This window comes from Kineococcus sp. NBC_00420, from assembly GCF_036021035.1.
In the GTDB taxonomy this organism is placed as follows: domain Bacteria; phylum Actinomycetota; class Actinomycetes; order Actinomycetales; family Kineococcaceae; genus Kineococcus.
In genome coordinates, this window is sequence record NZ_CP107930.1 from 4,143,009 (window position 1) to 4,167,308 (window position 24,300).

Below are 24,300 nucleotides of genomic sequence, written 5' to 3' on the forward strand. Positions count from 1 at the left end.
CGGTCAGCTCACCGCACGCAGCAGGGCGTGGCGCAGGGTGGAGAACTCGGCGAGGCTGTCGGCCAGCCCACCCGGCCGCGACCGCAGCAGCCAGCACGCCCGCTGCTCCTCGAGCAGGTCGTCGAGCTCGGGGAGCATCCGCGCCGCCGCGGTCGCCTCGAACGAACCGTCGCTCTCGCGGGCCTGCAGGACGCGGACGGCGAACTCGCTGAGCCGCAGCGCCTGGGTGAGTTCGCGCAGCACGACGTCCCCGTCGGAGGCGGCGGGTTCCGCGGTGCGCAGGTCGAGCAGGCAGTCGGTGAGGATCCGCTGCGCGGTGGTCAGGGCGTCCGCGCTCGGCACGGCCCACGGCGCCAGGTCGTCGGTCTCGCGCAGGGCGAGGACCAGCGGCGAGGCGTTGAGCACCGGGGTGCCGAGGACGTGGCAGACCTTCCCCGCCCGCACGAGGACGTCGCCGGTCACCCCCTGCGGGTCCAGCAGCAGCCTCGTGTCGAGGACCTCGGCGACGTCCAGGTCGCGGTTGCTCTCCAGCGACCACGACACCGCGCCGCCGAACAGCACCGGGCCGAAGGCGACCGACGGCGGGTCCCAGTGCCCGTGGTCACCCCAGGAGGTGTTCAGGTACCCCTGCGCGGAGTTCGCCAGGCCGACCTCGGCCGCGTCGACCATGTTCCCCAGCGCGTTCTCCCACCGGCCGAGCAGCGAGTTCCAGTTGCTGGCGCCCGGGGCGACCCAGAACGGGATGCCCGCGTCGAGCAGCAGCTTGGCGCGGTCGCGGAACCCGTCGCGGAGCTTGGTGATGTCGACCCCGAGGCTGCGCCACTCCTGGACCTGGTCCGGCTGCGCGGCGTCGACGACCTCGGCCAGCAGACCGGGGGAGTCGTACTGCCAGACGACGGGGATCGCGCCGGCGGGGACCTTGTCCATCAGTTCGGGGTGGTCGCCGAAGACGTCGGCCCAGAACTCCACGGTGTAGCCGCGGTCCAGCCAGGGCTGCATGACCTCGGTGACGTAGTCGAAGTACACCGTGCCCAGGCCGACCTCCTCGGCCCGCTGGCGGCTCTTGCCCTGGCCGAGTTCCCACGGTTCGTCGGCACCGATGTTGATGCGCTTCGTCCGGAAGTTCGGGGTGACGTCCTCGAGGAGCTCCTGGACGAACGCGGCGTTCTCGGAGGTCGGTTCGACGGTGCTCGGCGGGCGGTGCTGGCCGCGCATCGTGAACCCGTCCTCGTTCTCGGCGCGCTTGAGGTGCTCGGGGACCTTGAGGAACCGTTCCATGTGTCCGAGGGTGTTCTGGTTGCAGACCAGTTCGATGCCCTTGGACGCGCACAGCGCGTCGAGCCACTGCAGGTCCTCCGCGGTCAGCGGGGAGGCGTCCTGCCAGACGGCCTGCTGGCCCGTGAACGCGTAGGTGTGCTCGGTGTAGAGCTCGAGGGAGTTGATGCGGGCCAGGTCGAGGACCTCGACCCAGCGGGCCAGGGTGCGGCGGGTCGGCACCCGGTCGCGGCTGATGTCGAGCATGAAACCGCGGACGGGGAAGTCCGGGTGGTCGGTGATCGAGTAGCTCGTCGTCGCGAAGTCGCGGTCGGCGCGCAGCTGGTCGAGCGCGGCGAGGCCGTAGCGCAGACCCGCGGTGTCGGAGTGGGTGAGCGTGACCCCGGCCGCGGAGGTCTCCAGGGAGAAACCCTGGGCCGGGACCGAGGCGTCGAGGACGACGCGCACGGGGGCGTCGACGGCCGGGCCGACGCCGGTCTGCACCGACAGCGTCTTCGGGCGGGGGAAGGGGGTGACAGGCACGGGAGGAGCTCCAGGTCGTGGGTGGTTCGGGGAGGGCGGGCGTCAGCCCTTGACGGCGCCGGCGACCATGCCCTTGGTCATGGCGTTCTGGACGAGGATGAAGACGATGAGGACGGGCACGGCGACGAGGGTCGAACCGGCCATCACCCCGGCCCAGTCGGTCTCCTGCAGGTTGGAGGAGAACGTCTTCAGCCAGACCGGCAGGGTCAGCCGGTCGCCCGAGGCGAGGATCACGAAGGCGAGCGTGAACTCGTTCCACGCGACGAGGAAACCGAAGACGCCCGTCGCGACGAGACCGGGCCCGAGCAGCGGCACGGTCACCCGGAAGAAGGCGCCGAACCGCGAGCAGCCGTCCATCATGGCCGCCTCCTCGAGCTCGACGGGGACCCCGTCGACGAAACCCTTCAGCATCCACACTGTGAACGGGACGATGAGGCCGACGTAGAGCAGCGACAGGCCCGGCACGGAACCGAGCATGCCCCAGCCGTCGAGCATCCGGTACTGGGAGATGAAGAGCGCCTCGGCCGGGATCATCTGCACGACGAGGACCCCGACGAGAACCGCCCGGCGACCGACGAAGGAGAACCGGCTCAGCGCCACCGAGCCGAGGACGGCGGCCAGCAGGGAGACGGCCACGGCCAGGAACGTCACGGCCGCGCTGAAGCCGAGCGATCGCCAGAACAGGGAGTCGTGGAAGATCTGCTGGAACGCGTGCACGCTCGGGTGGATCGGGGCCAGCAGCGGTGGCGTGTCGCGCAGCCGGTCGGCCGGCATGAGCGCCGAGTTGATCATCCAGTAGATCGGGAAGGCCCAGATGAGGGCGAGCACGATCGCCACGACGTTCCACACCGCGCGGTGCTTGTTCTTGGCCGACCGGGTCGTGTCGAACAGTCGGGGGGTTTCCGTGGCCGTTGCCATCAGAGGTCTCCCTGCTTCATGAGGGTCCGCATGTACCGGAAGGTCAGGACGAGGACGAGGAGCAGCATGACGGTGGCCAGGGCCGAGGCGACGCCGTAGTTGCCGCCGCTGATGCCGGTCTCGTAGACGTAGGTCCCGAGCAGGTTCGTGGCCTTGTTGTTGCCCGCGCTGGACTGCAGCACGTTGATCTGGGTGAAGACCTTGAGGTCCCAGATGATCTGCAGCATGAAGAGCAGCAGGACGACCGGCTGGATGATCGGGAGCACCACGGAACGCAGCCGGGTCCAGCCGTTGGCGCCGTCGAGCTGAGCGGCCTCCAGGACCTCCTCGTCGACCTGGTTCAGGGCCGCGTAGGTGGACAGCGTCACCAGCGGCGCCGACGTCCAGATCACCGCGATCGCGGCGATCGCGAAGAAGCTCCACGGGCTGCCCGCGAGCCAGGAGTAGCCGCGGAAGCTCTCCAGGCCCATCGAGGTGAGGATCCAGTTCAGCAACCCGTAGCGCGGTTCGACCAGCCACTTGTAGACGGTCAGGGCCGCGAGCGGCGGCATGGCCCAGGCGAGGACCAGGGCGATCTGCAGCAGGATGCGCGGGACGACCGAGAGTTGCTGCATCAGCACCGCGAGCGCGATGCCGACCCCCATCGTGAGCACCGCGCAGACCGCGCAGAACGCCACGGAGCGCGCGACCACGGTCCAGAAGTAGGAGTCCGTGAGGATCTGGGTGTAGTTGTCGAGACCCACCCACGTGGGCGGACGGCCGAACTGCTGGGCCAGCCCGAACTCCTGGAAGGACATGATGAACTGCTTGACCATCGGGTAGCCGAGGGAGACGACCACGAGCACGACGGGCAGGACCAGCAGGAGGTACGGGACCACCAGCGAGCTGCGACGACGCCGCGGTCGGGACCGACCCCGGCCCGGGGCGGGAACCCCCGGAGCGAGGGTCGGTGCGCTGCTGACGCCGGCGCTGAGCTGATCGGACACCACGGTTCTCCTCCTGCTGGTCCTCGAGATCTCTTCGGGTCAGCTCTTGTTGAGCGCGTCCGCGATGGTCTTGTCCACGTCGGCGGCGACGGTCTTGACGTCCTCGCCCTTGGCGATGCGCACCCAGAAGTCGCGGGGGACGTTGTTGCCGTCGAGGACGCCCCACTGCGGGGAGTTCGGCGTGAGGACGGAGTTCTCGATGATCTCCTGGGCGATGGAACCGGTCGGGCCGGTCAGCGCGGAGGCGAAGGAGGTGCGGCCGGGGATCCAGCCGCCGATCTTGGCCATGTCGGTCATGAAGTCGTCGCCGTACATCAACTTCATGAGCGACTTCGACAGGTCGACGTTGTGGTTGTTCGCCGAGATGCCCAGGCTCGAACCGCCGGAGAACGTCTTGCCGATGCTGCCCGGGGTCAGACCCGGGAGGGCCAGGACGCCGACCTTGTCCGCGTCCCACATGGCCTGGTCGATCTTGGCCGAGGCGACGTTGAGGGCGCTGTACATGCCGATCTTGCCGTCGTTGAACAACTGGTACGCAGCCTGCACGTTCTCGTTGGAGTCGAGGGCGTACTTGGTGGCGTTGAGCATGAGGTCCTGGACCTGGGCCAGGGCGGCCTGCGAGCCGGGGTCGGACAGCATGCCCTTCCAGGTGTCGCCGTCCTTCTCGGCGTACTGGCCGTCGTGGGTGAACAACCAGCCCTCGTTGGTGTGCGGGTCGGCGCCGGGGAAGTAGATGCCGGAGAAGTCCGGGTTCTTCTCGGGGTTCGCGGTGTTCAGGGCCTTCGCGGCGGCGACGAGTTCGTCGAGGCTGGTCGGGACGGCGATGCCGGCCGCCGCGAACAGGTCCTTGCGGTAGTAGTACACGCGGGCCCCGGCGTACATCGGGGTGGCGTAGAGCTTGCCCTCCCACGAACCGGCGTCGATGAAGCTCTGGATGAGGTCGCTGCCGCCGAGTTCGTCCTCCATGTCGGAGATGTCGAGCAGGGCGCCGACCGAGGAGAACAGCGCGACCTGGGTGTTGCCGAACTCGACGACGTCGGGGCTCTCGTCCTTGCTGGCGAGGCTGGTCTGCAGCTTGGAGACGATGCCGTCCCACTGCTGGACCTGGATGTTCAGGGTGGCGCCGGCGTTCTCGGCCTCGAACGCCTTCTTCAGCGCGGCCTGCGTCTCGTCGGGGACGGAGTCCTGCATGAACCAGACGGTGAGGGACTTCGCGTCCCCACCACCGCCGGAGGTGCCGGAGGAGCTGTCGCCGCCGCAGGCGGCGAGGCCGCCGAGGAGGGCGGCGCCGGAGGCGCTGGCGAGCAGGGATCGCCGGGTGAGGTTCATGGGGGCGGCAACCTTTCGAGGTCCGGAGCGACGGTGCTGGCGGTGGAGCAGGTGTGCTGGACGGGCGGTGAGCGTTCGACTCTGCGTTGAGTCTCGACACCCCGGCGTTCGCATGACAAGTGTTAGGACACCTGCTTAACAAGAATGTAACCCTCCCTGCCCATCTCGTGAAGGGGGACTTGCCGGGAGATTCGTAGGTAGGGGAAACTAATCCTGTGACCATCCCCGCGGTGCCCGTCCCGACGCCGCACCCGACGCCGTGGCGCGCCTCCGCGCGCGGCCTGCGGCCCAGCGCGAAGGTCCTGCCCTCGCACGCCCGCGCGCACAACCGCTCCGTCGTGCTGGGGCTCCTCTTCCACGAGGGGCCGGTGTCGCGCGCCGACCTGGCCCGGGCCACCGGCCTCACCCGGGTGACGGTCTCGGAGATCGTGGCGGACCTGCTGACCGACGGGCTCGTCGCCGAGCTGGGCCTGCGGCCGGAGGGACGCGTCGGCAAGCCCGCCATGATGGTGGGGCTGCGCTCGGCGGAGCACCACGTCGTCGCCGTCGACCTGCAGCGGCTGCCCGCCGCCCGCATCGCCGTCCTGGACCTGTCGGGGGCGATCGTCACCGAGAGCACCACCGACTTCACCGGCCTCCGCGGCGAGGACGCCGTCACCGCGCTCGACGGACTGTGTCGCGAGGTGATGGCCGCCGCGGGGCAACGGGTCGTCGGGGTGGGGATCGGGACCCCCGGCATCGTCGACGAGACGGGGGGTGTCGTGGAGTCCTCCCGGTTGGGCTGGACGGGCCTGCCCCTGGGTCAGCGCCTGTCCGCGTCCCTCGGGGTGGGCGTCCACGTCGCCAACGACGCGGACACCGCGGCCCTCGCCGAGTTCACCTACGGCGAGGCGTCCTCATCGGGATTCATGACGGTCGTCGTCGGTCAGGGCGTCGGGGCTGGACTCGTCCTCGACGGCCGTCTCGTCCGCGGGCACCGCCTCGCCGCGGGGGAGATCGGCCACCTCACGGTGGACCCGAAGGGCGAGCCCTGCGAGTGCGGCCGGCGGGGCTGCCTCGAGACGATCGTGGCCCCGACCTACCTGGCGCGGACCCTCGAGGGGCGGAGCCCGGCCCGGCGGCGGACGGCGTTGCGTGACGCCGGTCGTCGCCTGGGTGCGGTCCTGGCCCCGATCGTCGCCGCCCTCGACCTCGAGGAGGTCATCCTCACCGGACCGGGGGAGCTGCTCGACGGCCCCCTCCTCGAGGCGGCCCGCGAGACCGTCGACGCCACGTGCCTCCCCTCCGACGCCGGAGCGCCGCAGGTGCGGATGGCGGAGCTCGGCGCCAACGGCGTGCTGCAGGGCGCCGCCGCCCTCGTGCTCTTCGGCGAGTTCGGCTTCAGCTGACAGGCTGGGGCGGTGAGCGAACCCCTCGAGGTCGTGGCACGCGCAGGACCGCGCGGACTTCCACGCGATCCCACTCCCGCGGCTGCGTGACCAGCTCGTCGTCGAGCACGAGGGTCGTGTCGTGGGCGATCTCATGGTCAAGGTCGAGGACGCGTGGGCCCAGCGCGAGGTGCGCGACCGTGGCCGGGGTGTGCAGGCGGAGCTCGGGTGGGCCCTGGCGCCGGCTGCGACCGGCCGGGGGTTCGCCACCGAGGCGGTGCGGGAGGTGATCCGAACGTGCTTCTCGGACCTCGGCCTGCGCCGCCTCACGGCCAACGCCTTCGCGGACAACGAGGCCTCGTGCCGGCTCGCCGAGCGGGTCGGGATGCGTCGGGAGTCCTACTGCGTCGGCGAATCCCTGCACCGTGACCTCGGGTGGGTCGACAGCGTCGGGTACGCCCTGCTCGCGAGCGGGTGGATGGGAAGCACGTCCGGCCCCGCAGCGTGACCGCTGCGGGGCTGTCGTGTCTCAGAACGGAGGATGGTCGGGCAGGCTCGGCCAGAGTTCCTTCGGTGTCCCGAGCCGCTGGGCGATTCTGGCGTCGTGGGCCTTCGTGGCTTCGAAGACGTACTGGGTCTTGAAGCGGTGGTGGCCCCGGCAGTACGCGCGGAGGTTGTTCGCGGTGGTCTGACCTTCCGGCCAGGGGATCTCGTGGTCGAGGTCGCAGTTGACGGCGGGGACGTGGCAGCCGGGCGCGGTGCAGTACTCATCGCGTGCGGTGATGAAGCGGCGCATGGCGTCGGTGATGGCGTAGGCCTTGGCGCCGACGTCAATGACGTCTCGGGTTCCGGGTGAGTAGATGACCTTGCGCCACATCGCGCCGGTGGTGGTGGCGAGCTCGCGAGCGACGTGGGCCGGGACGGGGCCGACGCCGTCGACGGTGGCTTCCTCGTCGTCGAGGCCGAGGAGGGTGGTCGCGTCGATGCGGACGTGGACCTGCACCGACGTCGCAGGGCGGTGGGTCCGCCCGATCACCGCGGGTGAATCAGCGGTGGCAGGTGTGGTGGGATCCGAGAGGGCGGGGACGGCGCGGTCCATGGCGTCGGTGAGCATGTCGACGATCACGTCGCGAACTCGCTGCCCGTGGGAGCGGGTGTCAGTGATGCCGGCCCTCTTCGCAGCGTCCGCGGCGTGGTCGGCGGCAGCATTGGTGTGCGCCACCAAGCGGAGGGCGAAGGCGGTGGGGGCGATGAACCCGAGGTGGCTGTGGAGGCCGTCCTCGCAGGGGGTGTGTCCCAGTCCGCGGGGGTCGTCGTTCTTCTCCAGAACGACGGATTCGTAGCCAGGGCTGAGAGCTCGGACTTTCCGGGAGCACTTGATGCCCAGTTTCCGTCCGGTCAGACCTGCCTGTGCGTGCAGGACTACCTCGGTGAGGTAGTCCTGCAGGGCCGCGGTGTAGTCCTCTCCTTGGAGGAGTTTCTCGCCCTCCTCGGCGTGGACGGAGGTGACGCGTCCGTCGGGATCGACCTCTTCGGTGAGGGTGGCGATGCGGGCGCCGAGGCGTTCGGCGTGGTCTTCGATGGTGCGGGCCTGGTAGCGGGTGACGCTGCCGTTGGCGACGGCTTGCCAGAGGGTGCGGTGGTCGTGGCCTCTGCGCCAGGCGTTGTGGATGGTGGCGCGGGCGCGGTCGAAGTCCATACCTTCGTCGCGGGAGTACTCCTCGGCGACGAGGTCGACGGCAGCCTCCCGGCGGTCGAACCCGGATCCCGTGATGGTGACGCCGCGGTCCTCGAGCTGGTCGAGGTCGGGGTGGGGGGAGTCGTGGACCATCCGGACGGTGTCGGCGACGCCGAGGAAGAAGAGGGCGTGGGCGGCGTCGGCGAAGCGGCGGTACTTGCCTGGCAGGCCGAAGGCGACCCCGGTGGGGGCCTCTTCCGTCCGCTCTGCGAGTGCCGCCGTCATGTCCTGAGTCTATCGTGTTCGAGCCTTTCGAACAAGCAAACAGTCTGTGCTGCAACGCTTTCACTGAGTCATGCAGATGCCAGCCCTTGACGGATCCGACGCTCGACCTCTATGGCGTGTCCTGCGGATCAAGAAGACGGCTGACATCGAGTCGGCGTGATCGTGCTTGCATGCGGCGGGAGAACAAACCAGTGACACCTTCGAACGCTTGTGCGAGCATGAGTGCGTCGTTCGGGAAGTACTGGCGCAGTAGCAGCTTCGTCAGCACTCCTCGATGTGCGTCTACGGGTGGAGGTTGTGTGTTCAAGTCCTTGACCATCGGATCGTCGCCGGTAGCGACCGTCGACCTGAACCTGATCTCTGTTGAAGCGACGCAGGCCACGTTCACGATGAGCGTTCGTCACGCCAGCCCCGCGACGCATGACGTCACCTCTGACCTGTTCGATGAAGCCGTCGCTTTCGGCGAAGATCCAGGCGGCCCAGCGAGGCTACGACTGACGTTGAACTTCTCTGACGGGCAGTCGGTGGACAACGTGTCCTCACTACAGCGGCAAGCCCCCACCAGCGGTGGTAGCGAACACTCCTCACCATCGGCCAGCGACTTGCCCCTGCTGGCCGGCGGTGAAGGCGGCTCGTACATGACCGACGACGACCCGACGCGAACCGCAGAACGGACTTTCCGGCTGCAGCCCCTGCCGGCGGGGAAGCTGGTGAGCATCGACTTCCGGTGGCCGGGACTGCAGATCCCTGACACGCGCACCGGGTGGACGTAACCCTTCTCGAGTCCGCCGTAGTTCCGTCGCGATTCCGTGGTGGTTCGACTCACGTCGTGGCGCGGTTCATCGAAGGTGCAGCATGATGCAAGCGAGGATCACCTCGTGCGGAAGTAGGCAGCGCGTTTGGTGTAGCGGGTGGCGAAGGCGCGGAACTGTTTGAGCCGGTTGATGCAGCGCTCGACGACGTTGCGCTGACGATAGATCTCGGAGTCGAAGGCGGGTGGCCGTCCACCGGCGGAGCCCTTGGTTTAGCGCCGGGCGATCTGGTCGCTCTTCTCCGGAATGGTCGCTTTGATGCGTCTGCGCCGCAGCGCTTTGCGTGTGGGGCGTGGGTGTAGGCCTTGTCGGCGATGACCCGCTCGACGTTCAGGCGTCGGTTGTCCTCATGCCCACTGCCGCGCAGCGCGGCCAAGGCGTCCAGCAGTGGCAGCAGTTGCGGGTTGTCGCCGGCCTGACCCGGGGTGAGGATCACTGCGAGCGGTGACCCGGACGCGTCGACGGCCAGGTGCAGCTTGGACGTCATCCTCCGGGGAGCGCCCGAGGCACTCCCCCTCGACCGCGAGGGTTTCGATCCAGGATGCACAGCCCCCTTCTTCCGGGCACCGGCTGCTTGCTGGTGGGCCCGGACGTGGGTGGAGTCAATGCTGACCACCGCAGCGACGGCTTCATCGAAGGAACCGATGGAGTCGTCCTTGACGACGACCTCGGCCAGGATCCGATCCCAGGTCCCATCGGCGGTCCACTTCCGTAGCCGCTCATGCGCTGCCTTCCACGGTCCGCAACGTTCTGGGAGGTCCCGCCAGGGTGTGCCGGTCCGCAGCTTCCACAGGATGGCGTTGAGGACCTGGCGGTGATCGGGCCAGCGCCCACCACGTTGCACCATATGGAGGCAACAGCGGTTCGATCGGCCATCTGTGCCCATGCCTTGTTGGTGACCTCGCCCCGGCCTACTCCACCCACGGGGTCATGATGACGCAGCTACGAGATCCGCAGGACATGCCTCTGGACGGCGAACCGCTGTGCAGAGGCGAACAGCACGGGCCGGTGCCGGGGCGTCCCGACGGTTCCCCGCCTACTGCTGGAGCGGCAGGATCGTGGCGAGCGAGTCCAGGGCGCCCAGACGGTCCTCACCGACGGGGAAGAACGACACCTCGTCCAGTCCGGCGGCCTCGAGTTCCGCGATCCGGGAACGGATGCGTTCGGGCGCCCCGACGAGGGCCAGGTCGTCGACCCACTCGTCCGGCAGGCGGCGGGTGAACTCCTCGGCGTCGGCGCACTCGGCGCGCAGCGCGTGGAGTTCCTCGGCGTAGGCGGAGGGGGCGACGTGGGCGGCGGCGTCGGGGGCGCCGACCCACACCAGCCCCGGCCGGACGAGGTCGCGCGCCCGGGCGGGGTCGGCGTCGACCGCGGTGAGTTCGTAGCCGATCAACCGGTGGCCCGGCGCGTCGCCGAGCTGGGAACGGGCGGCGCGGGCGTACTCGGGCGTGACGGGTTCGGCGAGCAGGGTCGCGTCGAGGTGCTCACCGGAGATCGCGAGCGACTTCGGTCCCCGCACGCCGGCGGCGACGGCGGGGGGCACGGCCGGCGGTGATTCGAGGCGGACCCCGTCCAGGTGCACGTAGCGGCCGTCGAGGGTGACCGTCTCCCCGTGCAGCAACCGTCGGATGGCGGTGGCGTGCTCGGAGAACGACGTGAGGGGGCTGGCCCCCCACGCCCCGGCCTGGCGCATCCAGCCGGGGACCCCGTGGCCCAGGCCGAGGGTGAAGCGGCCGGGGAAGAGGTCGGCGAGGGTGGCCGCCTCCATCGCCGTGAACACCGGGTTCCGCGCCGCGGCGGGGGCGATGCCCAGCCCGACGTGGATCCGGCTGGTGATCGCCAACGCGGCCGCGGCCTGGGCGAACCCGCCGCGGAACCCGAGGTCCTCGATCACCCAGAGGGTGTCGAACCCGAGCTCCTCGGCGCGGCGGGCGAAGGGCAGGACGTCGGCGACGGGGAGGTCGCGGGGGAGGGTCACACCGGTGTGCACGCCCCGAACCTACCGGTCGGCGGGTCGGGCCACGGACCGGGCGAAGAACGCCGAGATCGCGACCATGACGAGCACCACGAGGATCGCGGACCGCAAGCCGGCGTGCTGGCCGACGAACCCCAGCACCGGCGGTCCGACCAGGAACGCGGTGTAGCCCGCCGTCGCGACGGCGCTCACCCGGCGGGCCGCCCCGACCGGGTCGTCACCGGCGGCGGAGAGGGCGACGGGAAAACCGAGGGCCGCTCCGAGACCCCACAGGAGCACCCCGGGCACGGCCACCGCGATGCCCGGGGCGAAGGAGACCAGCCCGATCCCGACGACGGCCGAGCACGCGGAGGCCAGCACCACCGGCGTCCGGCCGAACCGGTCGAGGAACCAGCCGCCGCCGAACCGGCCGACCGCCATCGCGCCGCCGAAGGAGGCGAACACCAGCGCTCCCGTCGTCGCGCTCAGCCCGAAACCGTCGACGACGATGAGCGGCAGCCAGTCGCCCGCCGATCCCTCGGCCAGCGCCATCCCGAGCACGATCACCCCGATCGCGATCGTGCGGGTCTCCCGCCACACCCCGAGGAAGCTCCGCGCCGCGTCCGCGAGGGCGAAGGGGTGCGCGCCGCGTGGTTCGACGCCGGTGGCGGCGGGGAGCCCACGCACCAGCCACACCGTCGTCGCGGTGGTCAGCACCGCCATCCCCAGCAGGTGCACGAGCACCGGGAGGTGGCTGGCCGTGGCCAGCAGTCCCAGCAGCGCGCCCACGCACAACGCGAGGCTGTAGGCGCCGTGCAGGCTCGGGACCACGGTGCGCCCGACGACGGCCTCCAGGGTGATCCCCTCCACGTTCAGCGCGATCTCCCCGGACCCCATCCCGAAGCCGATGGCCGCGAGTCCCAACGCCACCAGCCAGCCGAAGCCCACCGTGGCCCCGACGGCGACGACGGCCGTCCCGCAGGAGAGCGTGAGCAGTCCGGTGCGGACGACCGCGCGGGCGCCCGACCGTGCGACGTAGCCGCCGCCGATCGCGATCCCGACCATCGAGCCGACGGACATGCCGGCGATGACGACACCCATCTGCGCCGTGCTGGCGTGCACGAGGTCGCGGATCGCGGGGGTCCGTGACGCCCAGCTCGCCATCGTGAGTCCGCTGCACGCGAAGGCGGCCACGAGCGACGCTCGCCAGCGCGTGGTGCCGAGGCCCTGCTGCGTCGCCACGTCAGCGGGCACTGACGACGGTGCCGACGCCGAACGCGGTGAGGACCGCGGCGCTGATCCGGTCCAGCGCTCTCGTGACCCGTGGGCGGCGGATCCAGCCGACCGCACGGGCGGCGACGTGCGCGAGCACCGTGAGGTAGGTCAGGGCGACGACCGCCTCGAGCGCGCCGAGCAGCAGGGTGGCCCGGACGGTGTTCCCCGCCGGGACGAACTGGGGGACGACGGCGAGGAAGAACAGGCCCACCTTGGGGTTGAGCACGCAGGAGACGAGGCCGGAACGCCAGGCCCGGGCCAGTCCCGCCCCGTGCTCACCGTCCACCGCCGGACCGTCGCCGCGGGCGGTCCGGCGGCTCTGGACGAACGTGCGGATCCCCAGGTGGACGAGGTAGAGCCCGCCCAGCACCTTGACCACCTGGTAGGCCTGCGCCGACCGTTCCAGCAGCGCCGCGAGACCGACCGCGACGGCGGTGGCCCAGACCATCGCCCCCACCGCGGACCCGAGTGCGGTCGCCACGCCGGTGCGGGCACCGTGCAGGCTGTGCCGCAGCACCAGGAACGTGTTCGGCCCGGGGGTCAGTTCGAGGAGCAGGCACAGGGCGCAGAACGCCAGGACGGACTCGAGTGTCACCGGCTCATCCAACACGGCCCGGAGGGGCGTCGGCCACCAGCAGCTGCAGGGTCACGCGGTGATCGAGGTTCGGTGCGGCGAACTCCCGAGGGCGGTGGTTCCGTCGTCCGGTGGCCGGGACACCGGTCGGGAGAGTTCATCAGCCCGTGGAACCCGTTCGGCTGCAAGGGAATCCGGCCTGTTGTGCCATGCTGGCGACGTGTCCCTGCTGACGTTGCTGCTCATCGCCCTCGGTGTCTCGGCCGACGCCTTCGCCGTCGCCCTGGGCAAGGGGCTGCACCTGCGCAGGCTCACCCGGCGCGACGCGATCTCGATCGCCCTGGCCTTCGGGATCTTCCAGGCGCTGATGCCGGTCGTCGGGTACCTGCTGGCGCGCAGCTTCCGCGGCTACATCACCGCGTGGGACCACTGGATCGCCTTCGGTCTGCTGAGCCTGATCGGCGGCAAGATGCTGTGGGAGGCCATCACCTCCGGTGCCGACGACGAGGCGGACGCGGAGGGGATCGAGCTGCGCGAGCTCCTCGTCCTGTCGTTCGCGACGAGCATCGACGCCCTGGCCGTCGGCATCAGCTTCGCGTTCCTGGACGTCTCGATCGTCCCGGCCTCGATCCTCATCGGGGTCGTCACCGCGGTGATCTCGCTGCTGGGCGTGCACATCGGCCACCGGGCCGGGGTGAAGTTCCGCCGGCCCGCCGAGATCGCCGGCGGCCTCGTCCTCATCGCCATCGGGGTGCGGGTCCTGCTGGACCACCTCGGCGTCCTCTGAACGGGGTGGCTGCGCGTTCAACGAGCGTTCCCCGGAGTCCGCTCCTACGGTCGAGGAGCACCAGGACGACCGCGGAGTCCTCGAGACCCGGTGGACTCCCTGGTGCCCCAACGCGCAGCACCGCACCACCACCCAGGAGGTTCCAGTGAAGGCACTCGTCTACAACGGCGCGTTCGACGTCTCGGTCCAGGACGTCCCCGACGCCCGGATCGAAGCACCCACCGACGCCGTCGTCCGCATCACCTCGACGAACATCTGCGGTTCGGACCTGCACATGTACGAGGGACGCACGGACATGGAGACCGGGCGGGTGCTCGGTCACGAGAACATGGGGATCGTCGAGGCCGTCGGCGCCGGCGTCGACCGCATCAAGGTCGGGGACCGGGTCAGCCTGCCGTTCAACATCGGTTGCGGCACGTGCGAGACCTGCGTCGAGGGGAAGACCGGGTTCTGCCTGCGCGCCAACCAGGCCGGGACCGCCGGTGCCGCGTTCGGGTTCGCGGCGATGGGGGAGTACGCCGGGGGGCAGTCGGAACTCCTGCGGGTCCCGTGGGCCGACTTCAACGCCCTCGTCCTGCCCGCCGGGACGGAGAAGGAACTCGACTACACGATGCTGTCGGACATCTTCCCGACCGGCTGGCACGGGGTGCAGCTGTCGGGCTTCCAGCCCGGCGACTCCGTCGTGGTCTGGGGTGCCGGCCCCGTCGGGCTGATGGCGGCGCACAGCGCGCGGATCGCCGGTGCGGCGGAGGTGTTCGTCGTCGACGCCAAGCCCGACCGGTTGAAGCTCGTGGAGAAGGCGGGTGCCACCCCGATCGACTACTCCGCCGGGGACCCCGTCCAGCAGATCATGGACGCCACCGGGGGCCGGGGGACCGACCGAGGGGTCGACGCCATCGGCTACCAGGCCCACGACACGAGCGGGGAGGAGGACGCGTCGATGGTCCTCAACCAGCTCGTCCAGGTCGTGAAGGCGACCGGCGGCATCGGCGTGGTGGGCATCTACCTGCCGCAGGACCCGGGGGCCAAGGACGAACTGTCCCGGCAGGGGAAGATCGCCTTCGACTACGGGACGTTCTGGTTCAAGGGTCAGACGATGGGCACCGGCCAGTGCAACGTCAAGGCCTACAACGTGAAGCTGCGCAACCTCATCACGGCCGGTGTCGCGACCCCGGGGTTCATCGTGAGCCACGAGCTCGACCTCACCGCCGCGGCGGAGGGGTACCAGAAGTTCGACCAGCGCGAGCAGGGCTGGACGAAGGTCGTCCTGCACCCCTCCGGCGTGTGAGCTGACTCAGACCGGGCGGCGGGCCAGCAGGTCCGTCACCCGGTGGCCGAGGCGCAGGCCGCGGGCCTCGAACCCGGTGATCGGACGCCAGTCCGGACGCGTGTCGATGCCCGCGGTCTCCACGACCAGACCCGGTTCCGCGGCGAGCACGGCGAGCATCTGCTCGGCGTAGGGCTCCCAGTCGGTCGCGCAGTGCAGGAGGCCGCCGGGGGCCAGGCGGTCCGCGACCAGGGCCGCGAAGTCCGGACCGACCAGGCGGCGCTTGTGGTGCCTGGGCTTGGGCCAGGGGTCGGGGAAGTAGACCCGGACGCCGGCGAGGCTTCCCGAGGGGATGCGCTGGTGCAGGAACTGGCGGCCATCGGCCTCCAGCACCCGCACGTTGTCCAGGCCGCGCTCGTCGAGCCCCAGCAGCAGACCGGCCACCCCCGGGGTGTGCACGTCGGAGGCGATGACGCCGGTCCCCGGGTCCGCCTCGGCCATCGCCAGCGTGCTGGCCCCCATCCCGAACCCGATCTCGAGGACCACGGGAACCTCCGCCCCGAAGAGGGCGGCCAGGTCCAGCAGGTCTTCTCCCGCGGGGACCGCGTAGCGCTCGGCGAGGTTGTCCAGGGCGACCTGGCGGGTGATGCCCATCCGGCCGCGGCGGATCTTGTAGGAGCGCTTCGTGTCGTCCGGGGGACCGGGCGTCGCAGAGGCGTCGGTGGGGGTCGAGGGCACGGCTCCATCATCCGGCATCGGGCGGCCCACCAATACCTTCCACTGGAAAGTTCGACGTGTACCATCAGGCGCGAGCCATCACCGTCCACAGAACGAAGGAGTCCTGAGGTGTCCCGGAAACCCTCCGTCCAGCTGTACTCGGTCCGCGAAGCGGTCCAGTCCGACCTGGCCGCCGCCGTCGCCCGTCTGGCCGAGATCGGCTTCGAGCAGGTCGAGCCGTACGGCTTCCACCAGCGCACCGCCGACTACGCGGCAGCGTTCAAGGCCGCCGGCGTCAGTGCCCCGTCCGGCCACGCGGCCGTGATCGACTCCGAGACCCCGGAGGCGATCTTCGAGGCCGCCAACGCGCTCGGGATCACCACCGTCATCGACCCGTTCGTCCCGACGCAGCGCTGGCAGAGCGCCGACGACGTGGCGCGCCTCGCGGAGCGGGTCAACACCCTCAGCGCCCTGGCCCACGAGTACGTCCTGGACTTCGGCTACCACAACCACCAGTGGGAACTGGAGAACACCGTCGACGGCCGACCGGTGCTGGAACTCTTCGCCGACCAGCTCGAACCCGCCGTCGTGCTCGAGGTCGACACCTTCTGGGCCACCGTCGGCGGCGCCGACACCCCGGCCCTGCTGAAGGCCCTGGGGGACCGCGTGCGGTTCATCCACGTCAAGGACGGCGCCAAGAGCACCGACACCTCGCTGCAGCAGCCCGCGGGTCAGGGTGACGTCGACGTCGCCGGCATCCTCGCCGCGGCTCCCCAGGCGCTGCGGGTCGTGGAGTTCGACGCCTACGCCGGCGACGTCTTCGACGGCATCGCGCAGTCGCTGGCCTGGCTGAAGGAGAACGACCAGTGAGCCGCGTCGGTGTGGGCATCATCGGGGCGGGGAACATCTCGACCCAGTACCTGGAGAACCTCACGAAGTTCCCCGACGTCGAGGTCCGCTTCGTCGCCGACATCGCCCTGGACCGCGCGGCCGCGCAGGCCGAGGCGTTCGGGGTGGCGGCGTCCGGGACGGTCGAGGAACTCCTCGCCCGCGACGACGTCGAGATCGTCGTCAACCTGACGATCCCGGCGGCGCACGCCGAGGTCGGCCGTCAGGTCATCGCCGCCGGCAAGCACGTCTGGAGCGAGAAGCCCCTCGCCCTCGACGCCGAGTCCGGGCTGGCGCTGCTCGCCGACGCCGAGAAGGCCGGCCTGCGGGTCGCCTGCGCGCCGGACACCGTGCTGGGGGCGGGCATCCAGACCGCGCTGCGCGCCATCGCCCGCGGTGACATCGGGCAGCCGCTGTCGGCGACGACGATGTTCCACGTCCCGGGGCCGGAAGCCTGGCACCCGAACCCGGACTTCCTCTTCGCCCACGGCGCGGGTCCGCTCTTCGACATGGGGCCGTACTACGTGACGACCCTGGTGCACGCGTTCGGGTCCGCGAGCCGGGTCCAGGCCGTGTCGTCGCGGTCGGTGGCCACGCGCACCATCGCGACCGGTCCGCGGGCGGGGGAGACGTTCCCCGTCGAGGTCCCGACCCACCACGCCGCGCTCATCGAGTTCGACGGCGGGCAGTCGGCCCAGTCCACGTTCTCGTTCCAGCACGCGCTGCCGCGGATGGGGTTCGTCGAGGTCAACGGGACCGAGGGCACGATCGTGCTGCCCGACCCGAACACCTTCGAGGGTGATTCCACGTTGTGGCGCAACGGTTCCCAGGAACCCGAGACGGTCACCGCCGTGGGTTCGACCTTCGGGCGGGGTTCCGGTGTCCTCGACCTCGCGCGGGCCATCCGCACCGGTGGCACCGAGCGCGCCTCGGGTGCGGTGGCCGCCCACGTCCTGGACGTGCTGCTCGCCGTCCGCGACGCGGCCGCCACCCACAACGCCGTCGAGATCACCTCGACGGTCGCGCCCGTCGCGCCGCTGGCCGAGGACTGGGACCCCTCGGCGTCGACCCTCTGACGTCGAGCCCCTGACCTTGTCCTAACCCGGCAGGAACCGTTCCAGCAGCTCCAGGGAACGGCGCACGTCGACGGTCTCCGGGTCCAGCAACCACTGGACCTGGAGACCGTCGGAGGCGGCGATGACGAGCGATGCGGCGTCGGCCGCGTCGATGTCCGCCGGCGTGCGTCCGGCGGCCTGGGACTCCCGGATGCGGTGGACCAGGTCCTCCCGGACCCTCCGGAACCGTTCGTCGATGAACTCCCGGGTCGCGGTGTGCTGCCGCTGCAGCGCGTCCGCGGTCAAGGTCGAGTAGAGCTGCACCAACCCGGGAACCTCGCGGTTGCGGTCCGCACTGCGGGCGATGTCCTCGACGGCACCGACGCCGTCCTCCGCGGGTTCACCCTCGACCCGCTGTTCGTGGGCGCGGTAGACCTCGATGAGGAGTTCGTCCCGCGACGCGAAGTAGTGCCGCAGCGCCGTGTGGGAAACCCCGATCGCCTCCCCGACCGAACGCATCGACGCGCCGTCGACCCCGTGTTCGGCGAAGAGTTCGATGGCCCGGTCGAGGATCTGCCGGCGGCGTTCGACGCCCTTGCGGTACGGACGGACCGGGGTGCGGAGTTCGACCTCGGCGTCGTCCGCGCTGTCTGCCACGCGGACATGCTACGGCGACGGCAGGTGGGGTCTTGCGGTGGTGTCATCGTGGTGTCACCATGACGTCATGGAGCTCGATCCCTACGTCGACAGCGTGCGTGAGAACCTCCTCGCCTCGGCCGGGATCGGGGGCGAGGAGCTCCGGGTGCCGGTCGAACGGCTCGCCGCGGCGTTGGACGCCGCGGTCCGGCTGGCGCTGCTCGAGGCGCTCAGCGACGCCGTCGGCGAGGTCTCCCGAGACCTCGTCCCCGGCGGGGTCGAACTCCGGTTGCGCGGGCGATCGCCCGAGTTCGTCGTGACGTCGCCCGTCGCGACCCCCACCACCGCTCCCGTCGCCGCTTCCGTCGCCGAGGAGACCGGCGACGAGGGGGCGACCTCCCGCACCACGCTGCGCCTGCCCGAGAACCTGAAGGTCCGGGTGGAGTCGGCCGCGGCCGCCGCACAGCTCAGCGTCAACGCCTGGCTCGTCCGGGCCATCGGTTCGGCCGTCGACGCGCCGGCGTCGAGCGGTGGTTCCTTCCACGGCTGGGTCGGATAGCCGCCCCCGCCCCCACTCCCGGAGGTGCAGTGTGTCCACGTACGAAACTCCCGACGCCATCGCAGCGTTCATCGACGTCGGGGTCGCCCGCGTCGTGATCGTCGCCGGAGACCTCCCGCGGACCCGCATCGAGGTCGCCCCCAGCGATCCGCAGCGTCCTGCCGACGTCGCCCTGGCGTCGGACAGCCGCACCGAGTTCGGCGACGGCCGCCTGCGGGTGGTCGTCCCGCGGCGCAACCGGGTCTTCGGCCGCACCGAGTCCGTCGACGTGCACGTCGAACTCCCGACGGGTTCCGCGGTCGACCTGCGGTCCCGCTACGGCGACGTCGTGGTGCGCGGATCGTTGGGCCGCAGCCGGTTCGAGGTCTCCTACGGGGACACCACGATCGAGCGGACCGGGGACCTGCACCTCCAGACCCCCCACGGGGTCGTCGAGGTGGGGACCGTGGACGGCGACCTCGACGCACGGACCGGTCACGGCCGGACCCGCATCGGGCGGGTCACCGGCACGACGACCCTGCGCGGGACGCACGGCGACGTGGAGTTCGGGACCGTCGAGGGTCCGCTCACGGCGAAGCTATCCGGTGGGTTGTTCGTCGGTCGTGCGCTGGCGTCGGTCGAGGCCGGCAGCGCCTACGGCGTGGTCCGCGTCGCGGAACTCCTGGGCGCGGGCGCGCGCATGACGACGAGCTACGAGGGGATCGAGGTCGGGGTTCCCGCCGGGACGGCGGCGTGGCTGGACGCCGAGTCCCGGCACGGCACCGTGCGGAGCGAACTGACCTCCCGCGACGCGCCCGGGGACCACGATCGCAGCGTCGAACTCCACCTGCGCAGCGGGCACGGCGACATCCTCGTCCACCGGGCCGTCTCGGGCAGGTGAGCCGGCGGCTCAGACCGTCAGCGCGAGGACGGCGATGTCGTCGCCTTCGGAGCCCAGCCTCTCGAGCAGCCAACTGCACAGTTCGTCGAGGTCCTCGGGACCTTCCCCCAGAGCTGCGGCCAGGCGGGTCAGCCCTTCGGTGAGGTGCTCCCCTCGACGTTCGACCAGACCGTCGGTGTAGGCCAGCACCGTGGAACCGGGAACCAGGTGGTGCTGCGTGGTGGTGCGGTGCTGGGCGCTGACCCCGAGGAGGAGGTCGTGGTGCTCGTCGAGGAACGTGACCCGCCCCGCCGGGTCGCGCACCAGCAGCGGGGGGTGCCCGGCGCTGGAGTACGTCATCGACCAGCCGCCACCGGAGCCGGGTTCCAGACGGGCGTAGGTGAGGGTCGCCAGGGTGCCGATGCCGAGCCCGGCGAGGAGTTCGTCGACGCGTTCCAGGACGCGTCCGGTGTCGGGGCCCGCCGCGGCGTCCCACGCGCAGGCCCGCAGCAGTCCCCGCAGGTGGCCCATGGCGGCCGCGGCCATGACGTCGTGGCCGACGACGTCACCGATGGCCAGGCCGATGGCCCCACCGGGGAGGGCGATGAGCTCGTAGAAGTCGCCGCCGACCTGCGCCCCGGACACCGCCGCGCGGTAGCGGGCAGCCGCGCGGATCCCGGGGATGGTGGGGAGGGAGGGCAACAGACTGCCCTGCAACGTCTCCGCGATGGTGTGCTGCTGCTCGTAGAGCCGGGCGTTGTCCAGGATCAGGCCGGCGCGGCGTCCCAGGTCGACGGCGATCTCGAGGTCGTCCTCGGTGTGGCGTGGGGACGACGCGCTGCGGACGAGGACCATGACGTCGCTGCTGCCCCGGCGACCGGGCAGCGTGACGAACAATGCGGACGCGGCCCCCAGGGTGTCGCTGAGGTCCAGGACGGCCGGGTCGGTGACCCACCGTTCCCGTTCGGCGCGGTGTCGTGGGCTGTCGTAGTCGCTGACCCGACGGGCGGAGGCACCCTGCAGCAGCGTCTGCTGGGGTGGGCCCGCGACCAGCGATCGACGCAGTGCGGTGACGTAGCGGTCCACCTCCCCGGTGCGCGCGGGATCGACGTGGCGGCCCATGGCCGTCTCGATCCTGTCCCGCTCGTCGGCGGTGAGGAGCAGGGCCCAGTCGGCCAGGCCGGGGACGACGAGGTCGAGCAGTCGTTGGCGGCAGGCGGTCACGTCGAGGGTCACCGCCAGCTGACTGGTGGCTTCGGCGAGGAGGGCGAGCCGGCCCTGAGCGGCTTCGGCGGCCGCGCGGGCCTCCTCGGCCTCGAGTCGGGCACGTCGCTCGGCGGCCAGCGCCCGGTCGCGGTCCTCACCGGCCACGACGCTGGCGGTGACGTCGACCTGGATGCCGACGTAGTGCGTCAGGTCGCCGGTCGGACCGTGGATGGGGCTCAGCGAGAGCTGGTTCCAGAACGCGGTGCCGTCCTTGCGGTAGTTCAGCACGATGACCGTCTCGTCGCGTCCGGCGTCGACCACCTCGCGCATGAGCGCGCGGGCGGCCGGGTCGGTGCCCTCACCCTGGAGGAAGCGGCAGTTGCGTCCGACGCTGTCCGCGAAGGAGTAGCCGGTGGCCGCGGTGAACGCGGGGTTGACCCAGACCAGCGGGCGGTCCGGTGCGACGGCGTCGGCGACCGTGAACGAGAGACCCGTCGAGAGGACCGCCTGCTCCCGCAACGCCGTCTGCTGCTGGGCGGCGCTGGTGGCGGCCTGCACGGCGGCCTGCTCCCGGAGGGGGAGGAGCACGACGAGGGCGTGGTCCGCGAGCATCGGCGCGTCGACCATGGGCAGGGCGACGACCCAGAGCGGTTCCTGGCGTTCGCCCAGCTCACTGACCCGGGCGGCCGAGACCGCCTGACCCAGCACCGGCTCGGACCGGGCGATGCGCGACAGGGGGTGGGTGCCGTCGGAGAGCGGCGCACCGTCGACGTCGCGCAGCTGCGCGGCGGTGGCCCAGGCGTCGATCTCGAGGGGCAGGCGCACACCGGGGGCGAGCTGGTCGGCGACGGTGTTGGTGTGCACGACCCGACGCGACGTCAGCTCCACGAGGAGCACGGCGGCGGGGGCGTGACCCACCACCCGGGTGATCTCCGCGGCACGACCCGAGATCGGCCCTGGCGTCGTCTCGTCGCCCGGGGTGCGACCCGGGAGGTGGGACTCCTCGGTCCTCGGCTCGTCCGCCACGTTCCTCCGTTCAGGCCCCGGTGACCCAGGACAGCGAACCATCCTACGCAACCCCGGCAGGTGGTGCGGGCACGAGACGTGGCGCACAGGTCGGGACCGCGGGACGTGCGTCGTCCCCGTGGTCGAGCAGTCGACCGTTTCCCGATCCGCGCCGCGGGCCGGCAAAGCCCCGACACCTCGGCGGACACCCCGTACCCCGACTTCGTCGCGGTGGCACTCAGCGAGAACCTCCAGGCCGCCGTGCAGTACTCGTGGACGGGACCGCGCCGTCGAGGGCGAACCGGAGCCGGGTGATGAGTTCCCGGGTCTGCGTCGAGGGTTCACCCTGCAGGCCTCTCCTCCACCCGCCCCCGGTCCGTGCTCACCGACCGCCGTGGCGCGGGTCGTCCGCGGTGTTCAGGGGCACGAGGTCGGCGCTGCCCCCCGTGGTCGGTGGTGGCCCCGGAGACGAAGCCGAGCACCCCGACGACCAGGGGCGCCATCGACACGGGGGAACGGTGGACGGAAAGACGGAGGTCGTGGTTCGGGTCGCGCTCGTGGGGTTCTCCGGACGCGGAGCCGGAACTCCGAGGGAGGCGTCCGCCGTGCGTTCGACCTGGTTCCACGCCACGTCGCGGTTCCAGATGCGCTCGGCCGGAGCAGGGGGGAAGGTTCATCGTGATCGCGCTTCGCGATCGCCGGTGGAGCAGCGCGCCGAACGCCCGACGGGCGGGCGCTCTCACGTGCCCGCCTGGATCCCGGTTCGACACCAGGTCTCAGGAGAGGTACGACGATGGCAGGACGCCAGACGTTCATCAGGACACTGCACGATGCGGGGCTCGCCGCGTGGTTCGGCGGCTCGCTGTTCGGAGCGGTCGGCCTGAACGGAGCCGCAGCGGCGGCCACGGACCCGTCCGAACGCACGAAGATCGCCGCGGCGGGGTGGGCCAAGTGGGCGCCCGTGAACGCGGTCGCGCTCGCGGCCCACACCGTGGGTGGCATCGGACTCATCGCCGGCAACGCCGGCCGGGTCACCGCCCAGAAGGGTGCCCGTTCCAACACCACGCTCAAGTCCGTCCTCACGCTCGCCGCCATGGGGGTCACGGCCTACTCGGGCCTGCAGGGCGCCAAACTCGGCAAGAACTCCCCGGCCCCCGCCCACGGGGCGACGGAACCCTCCGCGGCCACCCCCGAGGACGTCGCCGCGGCCCAGCGGCGGTTGAAGGTCCTGCAGTGGTCCATCCCCGCGCTGACCGGTGTGCTGCTGGTGATGACTGCGCAGCAGGGCGAGCAGCAGAAGCCCTCGCAGATCGCCAAGGGGATCCTGGCGAACGTTCGCACCTGAGCCCCGTCCGAGCGGGGACACGCACGCACCCGACGCAAGAACCGCACTGCACCGGAGGAGACGATCGTGTACCGACACACTCTTCGCCATGAAGTTCCAGGAACTGCTCGGTGGGCAGTTCGGCGAGATGACCGTGATGATGCAGTACCTGTTCCAGGGGTGGAACTGTCGTTTCCCCGGCAAGTACAAGGACATGATCATGGACATCGGGACGGAGGAGATCGGCCACGTCGAGATGCTCACCGTGATGCTGGCCCGTCTCCTCGAGGGCGCTCCGGGGGAGGCCACCGACAAGGCCGCCGCCGCGAACCCGGCCCTGGCGGCCGTGCTCGGAGGCATGAACCCTCAGCACGCCATCGTCTCCGGCGGTGGCGCCCGGCCCACTGATTCCCTCGGGAACCCGTGGAACGCCGGGTACATCGTCGCCAGCGGGAACCTGCTGACCGACTTCCGCTCCAACGTCTCCGCCGAGGCCCAGAGCCGGCTGATGACGAGCCGGATCGCCGGCATGACCGACGACGCGGGCGTCAAGGAGATGCTGGCCTTCAACCTGGCCCGTGACACCTACCACCAGCAGCAGTGGCTGCTGGGGATCCAGATGCTCATCGACGACGGCTACGTCGACAGCCAGATCGAGCAGTCGAACGGCGAGTGGGAGGACAAGGACGCGGCCCACGTCCTCTACACCGGCACCGAGGGGAGCCGGGCGGGTGAGGGGATCTGGGCCACCGGGAACAGCCTCGTCGACGGTGAGCCGCTGCGGGCCGAGGAACTCCGCCCGCTGCCCGACGACCAGGGGAACCTCGACGACGGGATCCTGCCGGCGCCCGACCCGAAGCAGTTCGTCACCTACGACGGCAACCAGGGTCCCGGGAAGCCGGGAACGGGTGTCGGCGCGCACCTGCAGGGTGCCCAGAACGTCGTGACGAAGGTCAAGGACGCCCTCACGGGCGACCACTGAGGAACGGGTGAACGGAGCGAGGACCGGCCCCGCGGGTCGG

23 protein-coding genes are annotated in these 24,300 nt (G+C 70.9%); 11 read left to right on the forward strand and 12 right to left on the reverse strand.

The features are described from left to right. Positions 1 to 3: 3 nt before the first annotated feature. Genes OG218_RS20450 through OG218_RS20465 form a run of 4 tightly spaced genes read right to left on the reverse strand, consistent with a single transcriptional unit; the run spans position 4 to position 5,030 of the window. Positions 4 to 1,797 (reverse strand): family 20 glycosylhydrolase, encoded by a 1,794-nt coding sequence (locus tag OG218_RS20450; protein ID WP_328295064.1) that lies wholly within the window; start codon positions 1,795 to 1,797, stop codon positions 4 to 6. A gap of 42 nt (positions 1,798 to 1,839) precedes the next feature. Next, on the reverse strand, positions 1,840 to 2,715 hold the full coding sequence (locus tag OG218_RS20455; protein WP_328295065.1) for a carbohydrate ABC transporter permease: 876 nt from the start codon (positions 2,713 to 2,715) through the stop codon (positions 1,840 to 1,842). Beyond that, entirely contained in the window at positions 2,715 to 3,701 is a 987-nt protein-coding gene (locus OG218_RS20460; RefSeq protein ID WP_328295066.1) for a carbohydrate ABC transporter permease, read from the reverse strand. The genes OG218_RS20455 and OG218_RS20460 overlap by 1 nt, the downstream gene beginning before the upstream one ends. A gap of 39 nt (positions 3,702 to 3,740) precedes the next feature. Beyond that, complete coding sequence (locus OG218_RS20465) at positions 3,741 to 5,030, reverse strand: extracellular solute-binding protein (protein ID WP_328295067.1); 1,290 nt, start codon at positions 5,028 to 5,030, stop codon at positions 3,741 to 3,743. Positions 5,031 to 5,245: 215 nt separating this feature from the next. On the opposite strand from OG218_RS20465, the gene OG218_RS20470 reads away from it, so the two are divergent. Further along, on the forward strand, positions 5,246 to 6,418 hold the full coding sequence (locus tag OG218_RS20470) for an ROK family transcriptional regulator (protein ID WP_328295068.1): 1,173 nt from the start codon (positions 5,246 to 5,248) through the stop codon (positions 6,416 to 6,418). Positions 6,419 to 6,500: 82 nt separating this feature from the next. Beyond that, complete coding sequence (locus tag OG218_RS20475; RefSeq protein ID WP_328296271.1) at positions 6,501 to 6,905, forward strand: GNAT family N-acetyltransferase; 405 nt, start codon at positions 6,501 to 6,503, stop codon at positions 6,903 to 6,905. 21 nt (positions 6,906 to 6,926) lie between these two features. On the opposite strand, the gene OG218_RS20480 is transcribed toward OG218_RS20475, so the two are convergent. Next, the gene (locus OG218_RS20480) at positions 6,927 to 8,360 is read right to left on the reverse strand and encodes an HNH endonuclease signature motif containing protein (RefSeq protein ID WP_328295069.1); all 1,434 of its coding nucleotides are present in this window, start codon (positions 8,358 to 8,360) and stop codon (positions 6,927 to 6,929) included. Positions 8,361 to 8,659: 299 nt separating this feature from the next. Between OG218_RS20480 and OG218_RS20485 the strand changes: the two genes are divergently transcribed. After that, positions 8,660 to 9,133: a hypothetical protein gene (locus OG218_RS20485; protein WP_328295070.1), complete on the forward strand. Its 474-nt coding sequence runs from the start codon at positions 8,660 to 8,662 to the stop codon at positions 9,131 to 9,133. A 49-nt stretch (positions 9,134 to 9,182) separates the two neighbouring features. On the opposite strand, the gene OG218_RS20490 is transcribed toward OG218_RS20485, so the two are convergent. From OG218_RS20490 to OG218_RS20505, 4 genes are all read right to left on the reverse strand, one after another. Then, positions 9,183 to 10,058, reverse strand: coding sequence for an IS5 family transposase (locus tag OG218_RS20490; protein WP_442906409.1), 876 nt, complete (start codon positions 10,056 to 10,058; stop codon positions 9,183 to 9,185). A gap of 150 nt (positions 10,059 to 10,208) precedes the next feature. Next, positions 10,209 to 11,162, reverse strand: a complete 954-nt coding sequence (locus OG218_RS20495; protein ID WP_328295071.1) for an LLM class flavin-dependent oxidoreductase — start codon at positions 11,160 to 11,162, stop codon at positions 10,209 to 10,211. Between the two features lie 9 nt (positions 11,163 to 11,171). Continuing rightward, positions 11,172 to 12,380 carry an MFS transporter gene (locus tag OG218_RS20500; RefSeq protein WP_328295072.1) on the reverse strand — a complete coding sequence of 403 codons (1,209 nt, stop codon included), beginning with the start codon at positions 12,378 to 12,380 and terminating at the stop codon, positions 11,172 to 11,174. Continuing rightward, positions 12,370 to 12,996, reverse strand: coding sequence for a LysE family translocator (locus OG218_RS20505; RefSeq protein WP_328295073.1), 627 nt, complete (start codon positions 12,994 to 12,996; stop codon positions 12,370 to 12,372). The genes OG218_RS20500 and OG218_RS20505 overlap by 11 nt, the downstream gene beginning before the upstream one ends. A 199-nt stretch (positions 12,997 to 13,195) precedes the next feature. On the opposite strand from OG218_RS20505, the gene OG218_RS20510 reads away from it, so the two are divergent. Then, on the forward strand, positions 13,196 to 13,762 hold the full coding sequence (locus OG218_RS20510) for a manganese efflux pump MntP (RefSeq protein WP_328295074.1): 567 nt from the start codon (positions 13,196 to 13,198) through the stop codon (positions 13,760 to 13,762). A 145-nt stretch (positions 13,763 to 13,907) separates the two neighbouring features. Next, positions 13,908 to 15,050, forward strand: coding sequence for a glutathione-independent formaldehyde dehydrogenase (locus tag OG218_RS20515; protein ID WP_328295075.1), 1,143 nt, complete (start codon positions 13,908 to 13,910; stop codon positions 15,048 to 15,050). 6 nt (positions 15,051 to 15,056) lie between these two features. Here the strand turns inward: OG218_RS20515 and trmB are convergent, their stop codons facing one another. Then, positions 15,057 to 15,767: a tRNA (guanosine(46)-N7)-methyltransferase TrmB gene (trmB, locus tag OG218_RS20520; RefSeq protein WP_328295076.1), complete on the reverse strand. Its 711-nt coding sequence runs from the start codon at positions 15,765 to 15,767 to the stop codon at positions 15,057 to 15,059. A 108-nt stretch (positions 15,768 to 15,875) separates the two neighbouring features. Here trmB and OG218_RS20525 point away from each other — a divergent pair, with 108 nt between their 5' ends. Then, complete coding sequence (locus OG218_RS20525) at positions 15,876 to 16,616, forward strand: sugar phosphate isomerase/epimerase family protein (protein WP_328295077.1); 741 nt, start codon at positions 15,876 to 15,878, stop codon at positions 16,614 to 16,616. Beyond that, positions 16,613 to 17,710 carry a Gfo/Idh/MocA family protein gene (locus OG218_RS20530; RefSeq protein WP_328295078.1) on the forward strand — a complete coding sequence of 366 codons (1,098 nt, stop codon included), beginning with the start codon at positions 16,613 to 16,615 and terminating at the stop codon, positions 17,708 to 17,710. Before OG218_RS20525 ends, OG218_RS20530 begins: the two co-directional genes overlap by 4 nt. A gap of 21 nt (positions 17,711 to 17,731) precedes the next feature. Here the strand turns inward: OG218_RS20530 and OG218_RS20535 are convergent, their stop codons facing one another. Beyond that, positions 17,732 to 18,346, reverse strand: a complete 615-nt coding sequence (locus tag OG218_RS20535) for a TetR/AcrR family transcriptional regulator (RefSeq protein ID WP_328295079.1) — start codon at positions 18,344 to 18,346, stop codon at positions 17,732 to 17,734. Between the two features lie 67 nt (positions 18,347 to 18,413). Between OG218_RS20535 and OG218_RS20540 the strand changes: the two genes are divergently transcribed. Both OG218_RS20540 and OG218_RS20545 read left to right on the forward strand, forming a co-directional pair. Continuing rightward, positions 18,414 to 18,884, forward strand: coding sequence for a hypothetical protein (locus OG218_RS20540; RefSeq protein ID WP_328295080.1), 471 nt, complete (start codon positions 18,414 to 18,416; stop codon positions 18,882 to 18,884). A gap of 31 nt (positions 18,885 to 18,915) precedes the next feature. Further along, positions 18,916 to 19,764: a DUF4097 family beta strand repeat-containing protein gene (locus OG218_RS20545; RefSeq protein ID WP_328295081.1), complete on the forward strand. Its 849-nt coding sequence runs from the start codon at positions 18,916 to 18,918 to the stop codon at positions 19,762 to 19,764. Positions 19,765 to 19,773: 9 nt separating this feature from the next. Here the strand turns inward: OG218_RS20545 and OG218_RS20550 are convergent, their stop codons facing one another. Next, positions 19,774 to 21,975, reverse strand: coding sequence for a SpoIIE family protein phosphatase (locus tag OG218_RS20550; RefSeq protein WP_328295082.1), 2,202 nt, complete (start codon positions 21,973 to 21,975; stop codon positions 19,774 to 19,776). A 772-nt stretch (positions 21,976 to 22,747) separates the two neighbouring features. On the opposite strand from OG218_RS20550, the gene OG218_RS20555 reads away from it, so the two are divergent. Both OG218_RS20555 and OG218_RS20560 read left to right on the forward strand, forming a co-directional pair. Beyond that, positions 22,748 to 23,299 (forward strand): hypothetical protein, encoded by a 552-nt coding sequence (locus OG218_RS20555; RefSeq protein ID WP_328295083.1) that lies wholly within the window; start codon positions 22,748 to 22,750, stop codon positions 23,297 to 23,299. 46 nt (positions 23,300 to 23,345) lie between these two features. Further along, on the forward strand, positions 23,346 to 24,260 hold the full coding sequence (locus OG218_RS20560; RefSeq protein ID WP_328296272.1) for a manganese catalase family protein: 915 nt from the start codon (positions 23,346 to 23,348) through the stop codon (positions 24,258 to 24,260). Positions 24,261 to 24,300: the final 40 nt, after the last annotated feature.